The 16617-nt window shown below is 60.2% G+C and carries 19 protein-coding genes; 18 read left to right on the top strand and 1 reads right to left on the bottom strand.

The window, feature by feature from the left end; translation table 11 throughout:
* Positions 1-349 precede the first annotated feature (349 nt).
* The 16 genes from MRX98_RS03705 (at position 350) to MRX98_RS03630 (ending at position 13480) form a co-directional block, all read left to right on the top strand.
* The gene (locus MRX98_RS03705; RefSeq protein ID WP_246903100.1) at positions 350-1684 is read left to right on the top strand and encodes a (Fe-S)-binding protein; all 1335 of its coding nucleotides are present in this window, start codon (positions 350-352) and stop codon (positions 1682-1684) included.
* Between the two features lie 31 nt (positions 1685-1715).
* Positions 1716-2174, top strand: coding sequence for a hydrogenase iron-sulfur subunit (locus MRX98_RS03700; protein ID WP_246903098.1), 459 nt, complete (start codon positions 1716-1718; stop codon positions 2172-2174).
* A 4-nt stretch (positions 2175-2178) separates the two neighbouring features.
* Positions 2179-2622, top strand: coding sequence for a hydrogenase iron-sulfur subunit (locus MRX98_RS03695; protein ID WP_246903096.1), 444 nt, complete (start codon positions 2179-2181; stop codon positions 2620-2622).
* Between the two features lie 94 nt (positions 2623-2716).
* Positions 2717-3124, top strand: a complete 408-nt coding sequence (locus tag MRX98_RS03690; protein ID WP_246903093.1) for an FAD-dependent oxidoreductase — start codon at positions 2717-2719, stop codon at positions 3122-3124.
* Positions 3125-3158: 34 nt separating this feature from the next.
* A complete protein-coding gene (locus tag MRX98_RS03685) occupies positions 3159-3647 on the top strand; it encodes a hypothetical protein (RefSeq protein WP_246903091.1) in 489 nt (162 codons plus the stop codon).
* Positions 3648-3843: 196 nt separating this feature from the next.
* Entirely contained in the window at positions 3844-4155 is a 312-nt protein-coding gene (locus MRX98_RS03680) for an IscA/HesB family protein (protein WP_246903090.1), read from the top strand.
* 17 nt (positions 4156-4172) lie between these two features.
* Positions 4173-5453 (top strand): double-cubane-cluster-containing anaerobic reductase, encoded by a 1281-nt coding sequence (locus tag MRX98_RS03675; protein WP_246903089.1) that lies wholly within the window; start codon positions 4173-4175, stop codon positions 5451-5453.
* Positions 5450-6637, top strand: a complete 1188-nt coding sequence (locus MRX98_RS03670) for a double-cubane-cluster-containing anaerobic reductase (RefSeq protein ID WP_246903088.1) — start codon at positions 5450-5452, stop codon at positions 6635-6637. Before MRX98_RS03675 ends, MRX98_RS03670 begins: the two co-directional genes overlap by 4 nt.
* A 13-nt stretch (positions 6638-6650) precedes the next feature.
* Entirely contained in the window at positions 6651-7820 is a 1170-nt protein-coding gene (locus MRX98_RS03665) for an ABC transporter substrate-binding protein (protein ID WP_246903087.1), read from the top strand.
* Entirely contained in the window at positions 7817-8650 is an 834-nt protein-coding gene (locus MRX98_RS03660) for an ABC transporter permease (protein WP_246903086.1), read from the top strand. The genes MRX98_RS03665 and MRX98_RS03660 overlap by 4 nt, the downstream gene beginning before the upstream one ends.
* 55 nt (positions 8651-8705) lie before the next feature.
* Positions 8706-9461, top strand: a complete 756-nt coding sequence (locus MRX98_RS03655; RefSeq protein ID WP_246903085.1) for an ABC transporter ATP-binding protein — start codon at positions 8706-8708, stop codon at positions 9459-9461.
* Positions 9452-10180, top strand: a complete 729-nt coding sequence (locus tag MRX98_RS03650) for a sulfite exporter TauE/SafE family protein (RefSeq protein WP_246903084.1) — start codon at positions 9452-9454, stop codon at positions 10178-10180. Before MRX98_RS03655 ends, MRX98_RS03650 begins: the two co-directional genes overlap by 10 nt.
* Before the next feature lie 52 nt (positions 10181-10232).
* Complete coding sequence (locus MRX98_RS03645) at positions 10233-11873, top strand: uroporphyrinogen decarboxylase family protein (RefSeq protein ID WP_246903083.1); 1641 nt, start codon at positions 10233-10235, stop codon at positions 11871-11873.
* Positions 11870-12451 carry a hypothetical protein gene (locus tag MRX98_RS03640; protein ID WP_246903081.1) on the top strand — a complete coding sequence of 194 codons (582 nt, stop codon included), beginning with the start codon at positions 11870-11872 and terminating at the stop codon, positions 12449-12451. The genes MRX98_RS03645 and MRX98_RS03640 overlap by 4 nt, the downstream gene beginning before the upstream one ends.
* A gap of 54 nt (positions 12452-12505) precedes the next feature.
* The gene (locus tag MRX98_RS03635; RefSeq protein WP_246903080.1) at positions 12506-13261 is read left to right on the top strand and encodes an acyl-CoA dehydratase activase; all 756 of its coding nucleotides are present in this window, start codon (positions 12506-12508) and stop codon (positions 13259-13261) included.
* A gap of 15 nt (positions 13262-13276) precedes the next feature.
* A complete protein-coding gene (locus MRX98_RS03630; protein ID WP_246903078.1) occupies positions 13277-13480 on the top strand; it encodes a hypothetical protein in 204 nt (67 codons plus the stop codon).
* Here the strand turns inward: MRX98_RS03630 and MRX98_RS03625 are convergent.
* Positions 13441-14943 (bottom strand): PAS domain-containing protein, encoded by a 1503-nt coding sequence (locus tag MRX98_RS03625; protein ID WP_246903076.1) that lies wholly within the window; start codon positions 14941-14943, stop codon positions 13441-13443. The two genes, MRX98_RS03630 and MRX98_RS03625, sit on opposite strands and share 40 nt — an antisense overlap.
* Before the next feature lie 170 nt (positions 14944-15113).
* Here MRX98_RS03625 and MRX98_RS03620 point away from each other — a divergent pair, with 170 nt between their 5' ends.
* Together MRX98_RS03620 and MRX98_RS03615 are read left to right on the top strand one after the other, a co-directional pair.
* Positions 15114-15584 carry an NfeD family protein gene (locus tag MRX98_RS03620; protein ID WP_246903074.1) on the top strand — a complete coding sequence of 157 codons (471 nt, stop codon included), beginning with the start codon at positions 15114-15116 and terminating at the stop codon, positions 15582-15584.
* Between the two features lie 30 nt (positions 15585-15614).
* Positions 15615-16553 (top strand): SPFH domain-containing protein, encoded by a 939-nt coding sequence (locus MRX98_RS03615; RefSeq protein ID WP_246903072.1) that lies wholly within the window; start codon positions 15615-15617, stop codon positions 16551-16553.
* The last annotated feature ends 64 nt before the right edge of the window (positions 16554-16617 follow it).

The following is a 16617-nucleotide window of genomic DNA, read 5'->3' as shown; positions in this document are numbered from 1 at the left end:
ACACCTTCCTATAGTCGCTCCTTCTTGCGGTTGATGTGCAACACAGAACAAAAACGATTACACAGTCAGAAAATCGAAATGCCCTTGCCCCACCACCGATTCCGAAGATTCCGAGGTTTCACCTGAGTGAGCCGCTGCTCGCAGCCCGGGTTGGCTTGCGCAGGTATGGACGACGGATCGGTATTTCCTATCCTATTCCCGTAAGCATCCATACGCACGCTTCACCTGTGCCGACCCACCGAACGACCGGACGCTTGTTGAACGCATCCTGTCGCAAGGCGCGGTTCCGGGCGTCACGGCGATAACAATTTCATTACAGGACAGCCAACTGCGGATAAGGAGCTTGCGCATGACCACCGCCCAACCCGTTGCCCGATGTGATACCGATTGTTTTCTCGACAAGGTCAAATCCCTGCTGCCCAACGGCGGCAACCTGAGCCTTTGCCTCACCTGCGGCGCCTGCGCCTCCGGGTGTCCCGCCACCGGCCTGGAAAACATGGATCCTCGAAAATTCCTGCGCATGGTGGTCCTGGGCATGGACAAGGAGATCACCAAGCACCCCTGGGTGTGGATGTGTTCCATGTGCACCCGTTGCACGTATGTGTGTCCCATGGAGATCAACATCGCCGGCCTGGTGTTCGAGGCGCGCAAGCTGTGGCCGCGGGAGGAGCGCCCCAAGGGCATTCTCGGTTCCTGCGACATGGCCTTGCGCAACGAAAGTTGCAGCGCCATGGGCACCCCGCCGGAGGATTTCCGCTTCGTGGTGGAGGACGTGCTCGAGGAGGTTCGCGAAACCCAGCCGGGGTGGGAGAACCTGCAAGCGCCCCTGGAGAAGCAGGGGGCCCATTTCTTTCTCAGCCAGAACTCCCGCGAGCCGGTCACCGAGCCCGATGAAATGGTGCCGCTGTGGAAAATCCTCCACCTGGCAGGCGCCGACTGGACATATAGCTGCACCGGTTGGGGCGGCGAAAATTACTGCATGTTTTTGGCCGATGACGAAAATTGGAAAAAGATCGCCGAAAGCTCCCTGCGGCGGGCCGAAGAATTGGGATGCAAAGTATATCTGAATACGGAATGTGGTCATTCCACTTACTCGGTGTGGGCGGCCGACAAAAAATTCGGCATCAACTCCCCGCTGGAGATCGCCCCCATGGTGGCCTATTACTATGAGTGGATCCGGTCGGGCAAACTCAAGGTCAGCAGTGACTGGAACAAAGATCTGAAGATCAAGTTCACCGTCCAGGACCCCTGCAACCAGATCCGCAAGAGCTACGGCGATGTCCAGGCGGACAAGATGCGCTATGTGGTCAAGGCTTGCGTGGGCGAAGAAAACTTCATCGACATGGTGCCCAACAAATCCAACAACTTCTGTTGCGGCGGCGGGGGCGGCTACTTGCAATCCGGTTACACCGAGGCCCGTTTCAAATACGGCAAAATCAAGTTCGATCAGATCATCGCCACCGGCGCCGACTACTGCCTGACCCCTTGCCACAACTGCCACGCCCAGATCCATGAATTGGCCGAACACTACGAAGGGGTCTATCACGTCACCCACCTGTGGAGCATCATCGCATTGTCCCTGGGCATCCTGGCCGAGAACGAACGCGAGTATCTCGGCGACAACCTGAAAGAGGTCTGGCTGCCGGGCGAGCCGGGCACCCCGGATCCTTTTGCAGGCCGCTGAAACCGAAATGAATCATACAGGAGACGACCACATGACGGATGACCTTTTCGAACCCCGAATCCTGGCCTTCTGCTGCAAATATTGCGCATACGCCGCCGGAGACCTGGCGGGCAGCATGCGCCTGAACTACCCGGCCAACGTAAAAATCATCCAGATACCCTGCACCGGTCGCGTGGATATGCTGCACCTGCTCAGGGCTATCGAGGACGGCGCCGACGGCGTGTATGTGGCCGGCTGCCTAGAAGGCGAGTGCCACTTCCTGGAGGGTAACCTCAAAGCCAAAAGGCGGGTCATGGCCGTGCGCAAACAGTTGGCCGAGATGGGCATGGAAGAAGATCGGGTGCGCATGTTCAACCTCAGTTCGGCCATGGGCCCGCGCTTTGCCGAAATCGCCACCGAGATGACCGAAACGATCCGGCGGTTGGGCCCCAGTCCCCTGCGTGCCGCAAATGTCTGCGAGACAGACCTGCAGGCGGAAGGGAGCAATTGATCCCATGGAATGGCAGCCCACAATTATCGCCTTTTTCTGCAACTGGTGTACCTATGGTGCCGCGGACCTGGCCGGTGTGAGCCGGCTGCAATATCCGCCCAACATCCGCGTGATCCGTGTTCCCTGCAGCGGCCGCATCAGCCCCAAGTTCATCCTGGCCGCCCTGCGGGAAGGCGCTGACGGCATCTGGGTGTCGGGGTGTCATCCGGGCGATTGCCACTATATCGAAGGCAACTTCTACGCCCGGCGCAAGTTCGCTTTGCTGGCCAATTTCCTGGAGTACACGTGGGTTGAGCCCGCTCGGCTTCACTTTTCGTGGATCTCATCGGCCGAATCCACCAAGTTTGCCGCCACCGCCATTCGGGTCACCGAGGCGGTCCAAGCGTTGGGTCCGGCCAGACGAATGGTCAAGGCACCGCCGGCGGATCTTGCGGCCGCCGGCGGCTAGCCCGGTGGCGTCGCCGGGGAATGCGATCGCCGCCGAGCGCAAAGAATCAGCGCAAGGAGGCGCTCAGAGGTGAAGGAAAGAGAGGGAGAAAAGGATGGAGATAAAAACAACGGGTGCCGTCATGATCGTGGGCGGTGGTGTCGCCGGCATACAGGCCGCCTTGGATTTGGCCGATTCCGGTTTTCTCGTTTACTTGGTCGAGAAGACACCGGCCATCGGCGGTGCCATGGGGCAGTTGGACAAAACTTTTCCCACCATCGACTGCTCCATGTGCATCCTCTCCCCGCAGCTGGTGGCCACCGGGCGGCATCCCAATATCGAATTGGTGACCTGCGCCGATGTGGAGCGCGTTGCCGGTCGGGCAGGGCGTTTTCGCGTGCAGGTGCGCAAGCGCGCCCGTTCCATAGATATGGATCGGTGCACCGGTTGCCGGGCCTGCGTGGATGCCTGCCCGGTCATCAGCGCACAGGACGAAATTGCGGAATCGATTACGACCATGTAACGGTACGCCGGAATTTCCGGCATGGAAGGGGACCATGATTGAAAAGGTATACCTCGATCGAAAGTTTTTCAAAGGGTTGCAGCAACTGCAGCGTTCAGGCAAAAAAGCGGCCCTTGCCGCGGCCCGGGCCGAGGATATTGTAGCGCGCATGCGATCGGGCGAAATCGTGCCGGATCGCGTCGGCACCACCACCAAGCACGGCGAGCTGCGCATCAAGGGGGTGATGAAGTACGACCTGGGCAGCGGCTACCGCCTGGTGACCTACAAGCACCGCCGACAGCTCTATTTGCTCTACGTGGGAAGTCATGACGATTGCCACCGCTGGATCGAAAACAACCGGGAATTGAGCGCGGCGCAAGTCAAAGAGCGCTGCACCGCACTGGCCTTGGAAGGCAAGGCGCTCAATGCAGCCATGGCGGATGTCGCACCGGATTTCAAGGAAGATGATTACGACCCCTTGTCATCTGTAAGAGAAAGGGATTTGCGAGTGATCTTCAGCGGGTTGGTTGGCGAACAGGCATAGGTATCGAACCGATACCGCCATTTCATTTCATGCACCTCTGATTGAAGCCATTATCAACGACGCGGCTTCGAATCCAATTGCCTGAGATGCGGGGCTTGTTGTGCCCTGGGTGCAGACCCCGCTGTTCTGTATCAGTGAAGTATCAATGTTGATTAATCCCCACTGCATTCGGGGAGTACTGCAAGGAGTAGCAATCATGCTGAATGTGACGGATGCGGCCCAGGAGCGGATCGCGCGCTTTTTCGATGACAATGAAATCAAACCCATTCGCGTGTTCATGGCCAGCCGCTGCGGCGGATCCCAAATGGCGCTGGCGCTGGATTCGATTCACCCCGACGATGCCACCTTCGAGTTCGCTGGCATCCAATATGTGGTGGACAAAGTGTTCCTCGAGCTGGCGCAGCCCATCGAGATTGATTTTGCCGGGGAAGGCTTCAAGGTTACCACGGCGCTGCCTTCCAATGGCGGCTGCGGCGGCTGTGGTTCTTCGGAGAGCTGCTGTTCTTGACATGAAAGGAGACTGAAATGAGTGACGATTACCGTTCCATGTGGACAGATTTGGGTCTTGACCTGGAAGCGCACGATGCCCTGTTGGGGGTGTTGGGCAATGCCTACCGGGAAATTTATCTGGCCCAGCAGGACCGGCCCGAAGGGATGGGCTATTTCGATTTCGTCATGAGCGAAGTGCACGGCCTGCGCATCAAGGAGTTGCTCGACGAGAAGGCCGCCGGCCGCAAGATCGTCGGTTCCTACTGCGTTTTCGTGCCCGAAGAGATCGTGCTGGCCGCCAACGCCACCCTGGTGGGGTTGTGCTCCGGCGCCGACTTCGCCATGGAAGAGGTGGAAATGCTGCTGCCGCGCAACACCTGCGCCCTGATCAAATCGGCTTTCGGCTTCAAGATCGGAAAAGTGTGTCCCTACTTGGAGAGCGCCGACATGGTCGTGGGCGAAAACACCTGCGACGGCAAGAAGAAGGCTTATGAATCCTTGGGTCACATGATCGAGAATCTCTATGTGATGGACCTGCCGCAGATGAAGTCCGATCAGGGGCGCGCCCTGCTCAAGGCCGAGTATGATCGCTTCAAGGCGGCCATGGAAGTACTGACCGGCGTGACCATCACCGCAGATGCGCTCAAGGAGGCCATCCGCACGGTCAACGCCAAGCGCGCCGCCCTGCATCGCCTGCTTTCCCTGCGCGCCGCCGATCCGACGCCCATCTCCGGCCTGGATGCGCTTTTGGCAAACCAGGTGTTCTTTTATGACAACCCGGCGCGCTTCACGGCATCGGTGAACGCCATCTGCGACGAGTTGGAAAAACGGGTGGCGCAACAGCAAGGGGTGTTTGCGGCCGGAACGCCGCGTATTCTGATTTCAGGCTGTCCCCAGGCCGTTCCCAACTGGAAGCTGCCCTGGATCATCGAGAGCGCCGGCGCGGTGATCGTCGGCGAGGAGTCGTGCGTAGGCGAGCGGGGCACCCGCCATCTGACCGACGACACGGGCCGCACCGTGGATGAGCTGATGGCGGCCATAGTGGATCGCTACTTTCAGGTGGATTGCGCCATCTTCACCCCCAATCCGGATCGCTTGATGCACATCAAGGAAATGGTGGGCGCTTATCACGCCGACGGCGTGATTCACTACGGCCTGCAGTTCTGCCAGCCCTACCTGATGGAAGCCATTCCGGTGGAAAAGGCCCTTGAGGACGAAAACATTCCCTGCCTGCGCATCGAGACCGATTACGGCATGGAAGACGCCGGTCAGCTCAAGACGCGCGTGGAGGCCTTCGTCGAGCTGCTCAAACCATGACGGCCATGGCCGCGGTGCGGCGCTTGTTGGACCAATTCAGCGCCATGGCCGAAAAGAGTTTGCTGGAACTGGAAGAGGCGCGCGAAAGAGGGCGCAAGATCATCGGGGTGTACTGCGTGTTCGCGCCGGCGGAGGTCATTCGCGCCGCCGGCGCCCTGCCGGTGGGGCTCTGCGGTAAGCGGGACGATCCCATTGCCGCCGCCGAGGCCGACTTGCCGGCCAACCTTTGCCCGCTGATCAAGTCCAGTTACGGCTATGCCATCACAGGCACCTGCCCGTTTTTCGCCGTTTCCCACGCAGTGGTCGGAGAGACTACCTGCGACGGCAAGAAAAAGATGTACGAATTGATGCGGCGGCTCAAACCGTTGCATGTGATGCAGCTGCCCTATGCGCCGAATCTGCAGGGGGCGCAGGATTACTGGGACACCGAGGTTGTGCGGCTGGCAGCCTTTGTGGAGGAGATGACAGGCAACCGTATTACCCGGGAAGCCCTGGCCGTCGAGATCCGGGTGCAGAATCACATCCGCCGCCTTTTGCGGCAACTGCACAAGGTCAATGTCGCAGATGACGCTGTGCGGGTCTCCGGCTGGGATCTGCTGCCGGTACTGGAGCTGCGCAACTTTTGGCCCGATGCCGACGCCTATGCCGAACGTCTGGCGGCATTGGTGCAAGCCCTGCGCGAAGTGCCTCGGACAGCCGCCTCTTATAACGGCCGTCCGCGCATTCTATTGACCGGCACACCTCTGGGGAAAGGTTCGGACAAGGTGCTGCGCCTCATTGAAGCGGTTGGCGGTGTGGTCGTGGGCATGGAAAATTGCACCAGCTTGAAATCCGCCTGGTCCCTGGTGGATGAAGAGGATCCTGAACCGCTGCAGGCCATCGCAAGGCGCTATCGGGCATTGCCCTGCAGCTGCATGACACCCAATGAGGGGCGCATGGCGCTGCTGAGCGAATTGGTGACCGAGTACCGGGTCGACGGGATCGTCGACCTGACGTGGCACGCCTGCCACACCTATATGGTCGAGGACGCCGCTGTCGCGAAGCACTTGGAACGGACCGGCCCGATCCCCTTGCTGCACCTGTGCACCGATTACGGGCAGAACGATCTGGGGGCGCTGCGCACGCGTATCGAGGCCTTTCTGGAAATGTTGCAACCCGATTTTCATGATGGAAAAGAGGAATGATCAAGGAGCCAAGATGAAAAAGATCAGTCGACGTACGTTCTTTAAAACCACTGGTAAGTTCGCATTGGGGGCTGCGGCCTGCGGCGCCGCCGGATTTATGATGCCCCCGGTGGCCCGCGGGTCGGTGCCGACCATCCGTATGGCCTATATCCTATCCGACCATCACGCCCCCCTGATCGTAGCGGCCAAGCATGGTGATCTGTTTCAGGAGCGGTTCAATATTTTTCTAAAACCCGTCATCGAGGGAAGGCGCTATGAACTCCATGTCGATGGCGCTCGCGCTGCCGCAGTGCAGTTGATACCGACCAAAAAGGGGCCCGACGTGGAGAAATTGATGGCCCAGGGCAGCATCGACATGGGCATCAGCGGTACCCAGGCCATCCTGATGTCGGTGGACCGGGGTATCGATGTGCGATTGGTAAGCCCGGTGCAAACCGCCGGCAATGTTTTTGTGGTGCACAAGGATCAGCCCATCGACTCCTGGGAAGGTTTCGTCGATACGGTCAAACAGAAGGATCGCCCGTTCACCATTGGAATTCCCGGACCGGATACGGTGGCGTCCATCATTTTCAGCGGGGCCTTGGCCCATGAAGGACTCTCTTTCACCGAAGATCTCTCCAACAGGGACGCCGACATACGCTTCATCAACATGAAGGGCCACGGCAACTTGGTGGCGGCGTTGAACAACCGCATCGCCGACGGCATCATCGGCGCTCAGCCTTTCCCGGCCGTCACCATCGATCAGGGCGTGGGGCGCTTTATCCTCAACTTGCAGGACATGCCGCCCGGACGCTGGCACGACCACGCCTGCTGCTCCGTTGAAGCCGGCGCGGCCTTCATTCAACAGGAACCCGAACTGGTCACCCAGATGTTGATGCTGCTGACCCTGGGGGCCGAGGTGTGTCAAAAGCGCAAGGATTTGGCCGCCCGGGCCTGTTCGGAATGGCTGGGCATTCCGATCGGCGTGGAAGAAGTGGCCATGCAGAGCCTGCGCTACACGACGGTGGCTGGCGACTCGTGGCGCAAAAGCGTGGCGGCCTATGCCTGTGTGATGGAAAATATGGGACTGTTTGACGGTGCCTTGAACGGCATTCAGGAATCGGAGTTGGGGGATCGCGTATTCGATTTTCAGCATTCGAAAAAGGCGCAACAGCGGTTGCAGGCCAGGGGTCTTGTCGCATGAGCCGTGGTTTCCCTATCTTGAAGGGATGGCTGGATCGGCTGACGCTGCCGCTTCTGCTGCTCGCTGGGTGGCAGGCAACGGCCTTGTGGCTGGACAAACCCACCATCCTGCCGCGTCTGGATGCCGTGGCAAGCGTGTTGATGCAACCGACCGCCAAGATCCTGATCACCGGCAGCTTGATCGAAAACATGGCCGTGAGCTTGATCCGGGTTGTACTCGGCTTCCTTCTGGCTGCCGGTACGGCCATCCCGCTGGGGCTGGCCATGGGCTATTTCCAACGGGTGGAGCGATGGGTGGATTCATCCGTTGAAATCCTGCGGCCCATACCGCCCCTTGCCTGGGTGCCGCTGATCCTGGCTTGGCTCGGCATCCGCAGCCTGGCGGATTGGTTCCCCTTTCTACAGACCAGCCTCATCGGCGCCAGTATTCAGTTCACAACCGTTGTGATCATTTTCATCGGCGCCTTTTTCCCGGTATTGCTCAATACGATTCAAGGCGTGCGGCGTATTCCGCGGGAGTATATCGAGTCGGCCCGTACCTTGGGCGCGCGCGGTTGGGCGCTGTTGCACAAGGTGCTCATTCCGGCCAGCCTGCCCATGGTGGTCACTGGATTGCGGATCGGGCTGGGTATCGGTTGGATGTGCCTGGTGGCTGCCGAGATGATGCCGGGCAGCACTGCCGGGCTGGGGTATCTGATCTGGTATGCTTATGAACTGCTGCGCGCCGACATTATCGTTGCCGGCATGATCGCCATCGGCCTCATCGGATTTGGTATGGACAAAGGGTTCCGGCGCCTGGAAGCCCGCCTGGTTTGGGAAAGCAGCGGATAACGGCTCAAGCAACCCTGATCTGCGGCCTGATGCGTATCGTAAAACGGAATGAGATATGCTCGAACTGGATCGCGTAACGAAACGTTTCAACGGCGCCGACGGCCGGGCAGTCACCGCCTTGTCCGATGTGTCGTTGACCATCGCGCGTCACGAAATGGTCTGCCTGGTGGGCCGCTCGGGGTGCGGTAAGACCACCACCTTGCGCCTGATCGCCGGTCTGGAGCGCGCCACCCACGGCCGGATTCTGCTCAACGGCGTACCGGTCGAAGGGCCATCGGCTCAGCGCTGCGTGGTGTTTCAGCGCTACACCCTCTTCCCGTGGCGCTCGGTGTTGCGCAACGTGGCCTTCGGCCTGGAAATCCAGGGGGTTCCCAAATCCAAACGGCACGCCATCGCCCGGCACTACCTGGCCTTGGTCGGTCTTGCCGAGCAGGTCCATGCTTTTCCCGCCCAGTTGTCCGGCGGCATGCAACAGCGGGTGGCCGTGGCGCGCGCCTTGGCCACCGATCCCCAAGTGTTACTGATGGATGAGCCCTTCGGCGCCCTGGACGCCCAAACCCGCACGGTGCTGCAGCAGGAATTGATCCGCATCTGGCAGGAGGATCGCAAAACCATCGTTTTCGTAACCCACGATATCCAGGAGGCCGCCCTGCTCGCCGACCGGGTGGTGGTGATGCAAGGCCCGCCGGGACGCATCCAGGCCATCCTGAACTGCGACCTGCCACGTCCCAGGGACAAGGGGGCGCCTGCCTTTCTGGCGCTTTGCGATCGGATTCATACAATGCTCGAAGTGGTGAATGGATGGAACTGATCGTGGTGGCGGGAGCCCTTGTGCTCGCCAGCCTGCTGATGGGCCTGACAGGGTTCGGCTTCGCCATCGTGGCCGTTTCCTTGATCTCCTTTGTGTGGCCGGTGCGGCAGATCGTGCCCTTCTTGTTCGTCTACAATGTGGTGATCAACCTGGTGTTGCTGGCGCAGTTGCGCAATCATGTGCATCCACGCCGCATCGCGGTGCAAATGGCCGGTTTCGTGCCCGGTGCCCTGTTGGGGCTTTATGCGCTCATCCAACTGCCGGACACGCTTCTGAAATTGGTGATCGGCATCACCCTCATGGGGTTCGCTCTCTGGTCTCTGGCACGTACCGACGGCGTGCGCGGCGAATTGCACTGGGCGTGGAACGGATCGGCCGGCGTGGTGTCAGGGCTGCTCGGCGGCGCGATTTACATGGCAGGGCCGCCGATCATCGTACTCAACGCCTTGACCCACATGGATCGGTTCGCATTCAAGGCCGACCTGCAAGCGTTTTTTCTGTTGTCCAACCTCTATCTGGCCGTTGCCTATGGGTCAATGGGGCTTTTCTCCTGGTCTTTGTTCCGCCTGAATATATATCTCGCGCCCCTGATGCTGGCCGGCGTTGCCGCCGGGAGCTTGATCTGCAGGCGCATATCCAACCAACGCTTCCAGGGCTTGGCCCATCTTCTGTTAATGGTCATGGGCATCATTCTGGTTTGGCGGGAGCTGGCAACCTGAGGGAGTTGAAAGGCCTCTGAGGGTTCGCCGCGAGCCCTGAAGGACGGCGAGCATGCTTTTTACCGAAGAAGATGTAACCCACCGGCTTGCCGGTATTCATGTGTTTCCGATAAATGCCCTGCCCGCCGCCGGACTGGTGCCGGAGGGCATCGACACACTGTGTCACGAGGAGGCGGTTAAGTTCGAGGCGATGCGCCGCTATTACGATATGGTGGATGCCGATCTGCTCTTTTGTTTCAGCGACATTGCCCTACAAGCCGAAGCCATGGGCGCCCCGGTGCGTTATGCAAGCGATGAAATGCCCGCCGTTTGTGCACCCGCTGGTATAGTGCGTGTCCCGCGCGCCTGTAAGGCGCCCCGCATGGCCCTCAACGGCCAAGTGGTGCGGCGAATGCGTACCGCTTATCCCCGCCGACGCATAGCAGCGCTGGTGTATGGGCCTTTCACGGTGGTCGGCCAATTGACAGGCGAGCAGAATGCGTTGCGCCGGGTGCGCGAAGCCCCTGCGGCCCTTTCGGCACTGCTGGTGGAGGCGACGGCCATGGCCGAAGACTACGCTCGGTTACTGCTGGACGCCGGCGCCGATTTGCTTTGGATATCCGATCCGTTGGCGGCTCTATTGCCGCCTCCGGATTTCGACGGGTTTGCCGGGCGCTATTTGCGCCAATTGTTCGGGTTGATGTCCGATGGACAGACCATCTTGCACATTTGCGGCGAAACTTCGGATCTGCTCGCGCCCATGGTGGCGACCGGCGCCGGCGGTATCAGTTTCGATCAGTGCATGGCGTTGCCGACCGTCGAAGCGCAAGTTCCCCGGCAGGTGGCTATGATCGGCAACCTGGACCCCGTTGAGGTCGTCACCATGGCCCCATTGCACACTGTTTGCGCGGCCACGCGGGAGCTGGCCGCCACCATGGGCATTCGTTCCAATTTCATTCTGAGCACCGGTTGCGCCTTGCCCCCCGGCACGCCAATAGAGAATGTAAGGGCCTTTATCCACAGCGGCCGCGAGGCAGTGGCGGATATTCGTCGCCACGCCGCCTACCTTGCTCCGCTGGTCGATGCGGTCACGCGGGGCGACGCGACGGCGACTGTGCAAACGGTTGGCCGGGCCCTTGCAGGCGGCCGGGATTCCCTGCGGCTGCTCGATGGCGGTTTGGTGCGCGCGATGCGGCAGGCCGGTGCCCGTTACGAAGCCAAACAGTGCCATCTGCCTGAGCTCCTGATGAGCGTGGATGCATTTTATGAGGGGTTCGCCCGGCTGAAAACAAGGCTGCCGGGTAGTGCCGATGCCGGCCCGCGGGTGTTGCTCGGCACCGTACAGGGCGACTTGCACGCGATCGGCAAAGATCTAGTGCGGATCCTGCTGGAGGCCAACGGTGTCGGGGTGATCGATTTGGGAGTGGATGTGTCCAAGGACCGGTTCGTTGCGGCGATGGCCCGGTACCGACCCGCGATCATCGGGTTGTCGGCCTTTTTGACCGCCGCCCGCCGGCAGTTGCCCGCCTTGATCGGCTCGCTGCGAAGCAGCGGCAACGAAAATCTGAAGGTGGTGGTGGGCGGCGCTGCGGTCAACGCCGTTATCGCCACCGAGGTGGGAGCAGATGGCTATGCCCGCGATGCCGTGGCCGCGGTGAAACTGATTCGTGGCCTCATTACCGACCTACGGGCCGGGGAGGGCGCAAGCAGATGACCTTCACGACCGAAAACGGCGGCGGATTGCGTCGCTATTTGAAACTCGGCACCCATCCGATTTTGCTCACGCGCGCCGAAGAGATCCGGGTGGAGGCCGAAGGCCTTGCCGGATTGCTGAGCTGGCAGTCGGAGGTGACCCGGGCGTTCTTCGAGACCCGCTTCGCACCCTGCAGCGGTAACAGTCATGCGCTGCAGGCGCTCTTGGCCGATTGTCCGCGGGTACTGCTGCTGGCCGTTACCCTGGGGCAGCCATTGAGTGATCGGGTCCGGCAATACATGGCCGCCAACCGTTGTCTGGAAGGCTACCTGATGGATCGCATGGGCAGTTTCTGGGCCGAAACCGCCATGCGCAGCCTGGATCGCCAAGCGAGCGGATCCCACCGCGCCGCCGGTGGCCGGACGACCCGGCGCTTCAGTCCCGGGTATCACGATTTCAGCTTGGAGGCCCAAAAACCCTTCGTGGAACTGATCGGGGGGCGATGGCCCGGGTTGCACATCACCTCCGGCGGCCTTCTGCTGCCGGAGAAAACCATCACCGCTGTAGTGGGGGTGTGGCCGGGGGCTGGAAGTTGCTGATTTGGATTTGCGCATTTTACCAAAGTAAATACAAGGTGCAGAAAGGATGCAAGGATGCGATTTGCAGGCATCGATATCGGTTCCCGCTCCATTGAAGTAGTGGTGGTGGACGCCGCGGGCGCCATTGTGAACCGGGCCCAGACCGACACCGGATTCGATCCCATGGCCGAAGCCAAACGTTTGCTGGCCGCCATGCGCTTCGATCGGATCATGGCCACCGGTTATGGTCGCAGTCTTTTTGAGCTTTCCTTTGAAGCGCCCACGGTTACGGAAATCAAGGCCCACGCCCGGGGAGTGCGGCAGGCGTTTCCCGAGGCGCGCACCGTGCTGGACATCGGGGGGCAGGACAGCAAGGCCATCGCCTTGCAAGCGGACGGCAGGGTGAAGAAATTCGAAATGAACGACCGCTGCGCGGCCGGCACCGGCAAATTCCTGGAGATCATGGCGCGCACCCTCGGGTTCGGGGTCGCGGCCTTCGGTCGCGAGGCGCTGGCGACCGAGCGGGACCTGACCATCTCCAGCATGTGCACGGTCTTCGCCGAATCGGAAGTCACTTCCCTGATCGCCAAGGGTCGGGATCGGCGCGAGATCGCCCGCGGGCTTCACCTGAGCGTTGTTCGCAGGGCCGCCGGCATGTTGCAAAGGGTGTCGGCCGATGGCGCCGTTGTGTTCACCGGCGGGGTGGCCTGCAACCCGTGCATGCGGGTGCTGCTGGAAAGGCAGTTGGGACGCGAGATCTTGGTTCCGGAAGCACCCCAATTCACCGGCGCCCTGGGTGCGGCACTGCTGGCCGTTGAAGCGGCGCCATAAGAAAGGGGACTTTCAATGGAACTGGTGTTCGTTTGCCCGGAAACCAATGCGGTTTTCAACAGTGCCGATTATGCGATCATGGACAACAATGGAATCCGAACCGACCCCCAGGGACGCAAGTACATGGATGCCGCGGTGCTGCTGACAACACCTTGCCCGTCTTGCGGCCGGATACACCGTTATGATGTCGGCGAACTGTCCTGCCCCTTCGGGAGTTGACCTTGTGCAGCGGATCCGGCCTGGTCGGTCTTGTCATGGATTTCGTAAATCGTGCCGCCGCTGCCGTCGGGGACCTCTTTGATTTCCCAGATCTTGTCGCGCACCACCGCCATGGGACTGACGATTTTGCGGTAGGCCTCTTCCATTTCATCCAGATACTGCAACAGCGTGGCTTTTTCATCACTATCCGTGCCGGTGCGCAGGGTGTCGCGCATCATCTGCATGTTGATGGAGAGGGTCATCAGCGGCGTGTTGATCTTGTCGCTCAAGCCGCCGGCCATCTTTTTGATGGTATCCACCTTCTGCATTTCGAGGGTGCGGGTGACATTGTGGACGATGCCCTGGTAGGTGCGGATCTCCTTTTGATCGATTCTTTCGGGTACGGCATTGATCACCACGTCGATCACCGCGCCGTCGGCCACCTTCCACTTCACCAGTTGCTGCGCCTGACCTTTCTCTTCCAACTGGCGTAGCAGCAGGTCGCGCTGCCGGTGATCCACGTAAAGGTCCAGGATGTTGCGGTGCAGCCAATCCTTCTCGGCGCCGATCAGTTGCTGACCGGCCGGGTTGAGGTCCAGGAAGCGGCCCGCTTTATTGACGCGGTAGATCATTTCGCTGCTGTTGCGGATGATGCTGGACAGCTTGCGGCGCTCTTCCTGCAACTCGAGCTCTTTGTTTTTTTGCTCGGTGATATCCACGATGGTGTGATCGATGCGCCGCGGCATGCCGCGGCCGCCTTCGACATACAATGTGTGGCCCATGTCACGTACCCAGCGGATATTATGGTCGTCCCGGATGATCCGGTACTCCATCTCGGCGCTTTCGTGGGTGTCGGGGAAGCCCTGGTAGAAGGCGATCACCTTGGTCAGGTGGTCCCGATGGACAAAATCGAACAGATGGCGTCGACCGCTGACAATATCCTTGGTCGAACAACCCAGCAAGGCTTCGACATACCGATTGACCATCAGGATGTCATTGCTGTCATAAGGCGCAAAGGACATCATTACGCTTTCGGTGTCATCCAGGTGGCTGCGCAGGCGGCGGTTTTCACGCCGCAATTCAACAAGCTGATCCTGAAATTCGGTCACGTCGGTGATACAACAGCAAATGCCCGGTGTGTTGGCGTAGATGCCGCGCACCTGCAAGGGGAAAGCTTTCAGGTGCACTTGGCGTCCGGCGCTGGTCGAGCGTTGCAATTGAAAGCTGATGGTGTCGGTGGCGGCCACTTCCAGATGACGGAGATATTCCGCCACCCTGGCCTGGTCGGCCGGGCCCACCAGGTCCATGAAGGAGCAGCCGACGATTTCGCCGCGGTTTTTGCCCGACATTTCGCACAGCGCGCCGTTGGCATAGATCACTCGCCCCATGGTGAGCACCGCCACCCCCTCGGTGAGTTGGGACAGGATGTGGCGGAAGGGGATCGGATTGGCTGTTGATGCGGCCTGGTCGTGTGTGTTGTGCATACCGTTTCCTGCAGTGGTCGATGGGTCGATAATGTCCTGATCAGTATAGCCGATTCGGCCCATTGGGTCCACAAATTCAGGCGGGCGGCAGCACGCCTGGCTGTACAGCTGCGGATGGGGTTGCCAGGAGAGGGGCAAATGTGCGATACGGCTCCCGGAGGATGATTCCCATGGATTTGACGACATTGCTTCCGCCCTGGCTGATTTGGTTCCTGGTGGGCATCGGCCTGGCCTTTCTGGAGCTTTTTTTGCCCGGCTTCATTATTCTCTTCTTCGGAATGGGTTGCGTGGTTGTGGCCGGCGCACTGCTCGCATGGGACTTGAGTCTTGCCCAGCAGGTGCTGTTGTTCATTGTCAGTTCAGTTGTCGCCCTGTTGTTGCTGCGCAAATGGTTGCAAAAGGTTTTTTTGGGCGTATCGGCGGATCGGCAGACAACGGCCTTCGATGACTTTCCCCGTGGGCAGTTCGTGCCCGTGGTGAAAACCATTACGCCCGTCGCGCACGGTCGCATTCAATACCGCGGCACCACCTGGTATGCGGCGGCCGATGAGACCATCGAGGCCGGCCGGACGGTGGAAATCCTGCGCTTTGCCGACCAATCCCGCCAGATCTTCTTCGTTCGTAAAACCCATCCGTCATAAAAGGCTTAACCTTCAATAAAGGAGTGTTTGATGAATGCAACCCTGATTGCAGTCGTTGTATTGGCGATTTTCATCATCGTCGTTCTGGTCAAAACCGCGGTGATCGTACCGCAGCGGAGCGAATATGTGGTCGAGCGGCTCGGCAAATACAGCCGGACCCTGGGCGCCGGGTTTCATATCCTGGTGCCTTTTCTCGATCGCGTGGCCTACCGTTACGTGCTCAAGGAGGAGGTGTTCGACATCCCGAGCCAGACCTGCATCACCAAGGACAACGTAACCGTGGAGGTGGACGGACTGATCTACCTGCAAGTGGTGGACAGCAAGCTGGCGGCCTACGGCATCAACGATTATCGCATGGCCTCCTCCCAATTGGCCCAGACCACACTGCGTTCGTGCATCGGCCGGATCGATCTGGACAAGACGTTTGAAGAGCGCGAAACCATCAACGGCCAGGTGGTGGAATCCATCGATCAGGCGGCCCAGGCCTGGGGCATCAAGGTGCTGCGCTATGAGGTCAAGGACATTTTGCCGCCGGAGTCGGTCAAAAAAGCAATGGAAGCCCAGATGACCGCCGAGCGGGAAAAGCGCGCCGCCATCGCCCGGTCCGAGGGGGATCGCCAGTCGACGATCAACCGGGCCGAGGGCGAGCGCCAGGATGCCATCCTGCGCTCCGAAGGCGAGAAACAGCGGCGGATCAATGAAGCGGAAGGGCAGGCCCAGGAGATTCTGGCCGTTGCCCGGGCCACGGCCGAGGGGTTGAGCACCATCGCCAAACAGTTCCAGATGCCCGGCGGGCCTCAGGCGGCCAACCTGCGGGTGGCCGAGCAGTACGTTCAGGAGTTCGGCAAACTGGCCAAAACGTCCAACACGCTGATCATTCCCGGCAACGTGGCGGACCTCAGTGCCATGGTGACCACGGCCATGACCGCCCTGCAGAAAGTGGCCCCTCAGACAGAGGTGTCGGATTGATTCCGGCTGAACGCATTTCAGGCCAACCCTTTCGGATCAGGGCGCCTGAAATGCGAATTCATTT

The sequence above is a fragment of the Desulfatitalea alkaliphila genome, from assembly GCF_022968795.1.
GTDB classification, from domain to species: domain Bacteria; phylum Desulfobacterota; class Desulfobacteria; order Desulfobacterales; family Desulfosarcinaceae; genus Desulfatitalea; species Desulfatitalea alkaliphila.
Note: the sequence above shows the minus strand (reverse complement) of the source record. Positions and strands in the feature narration are given on the sequence as shown.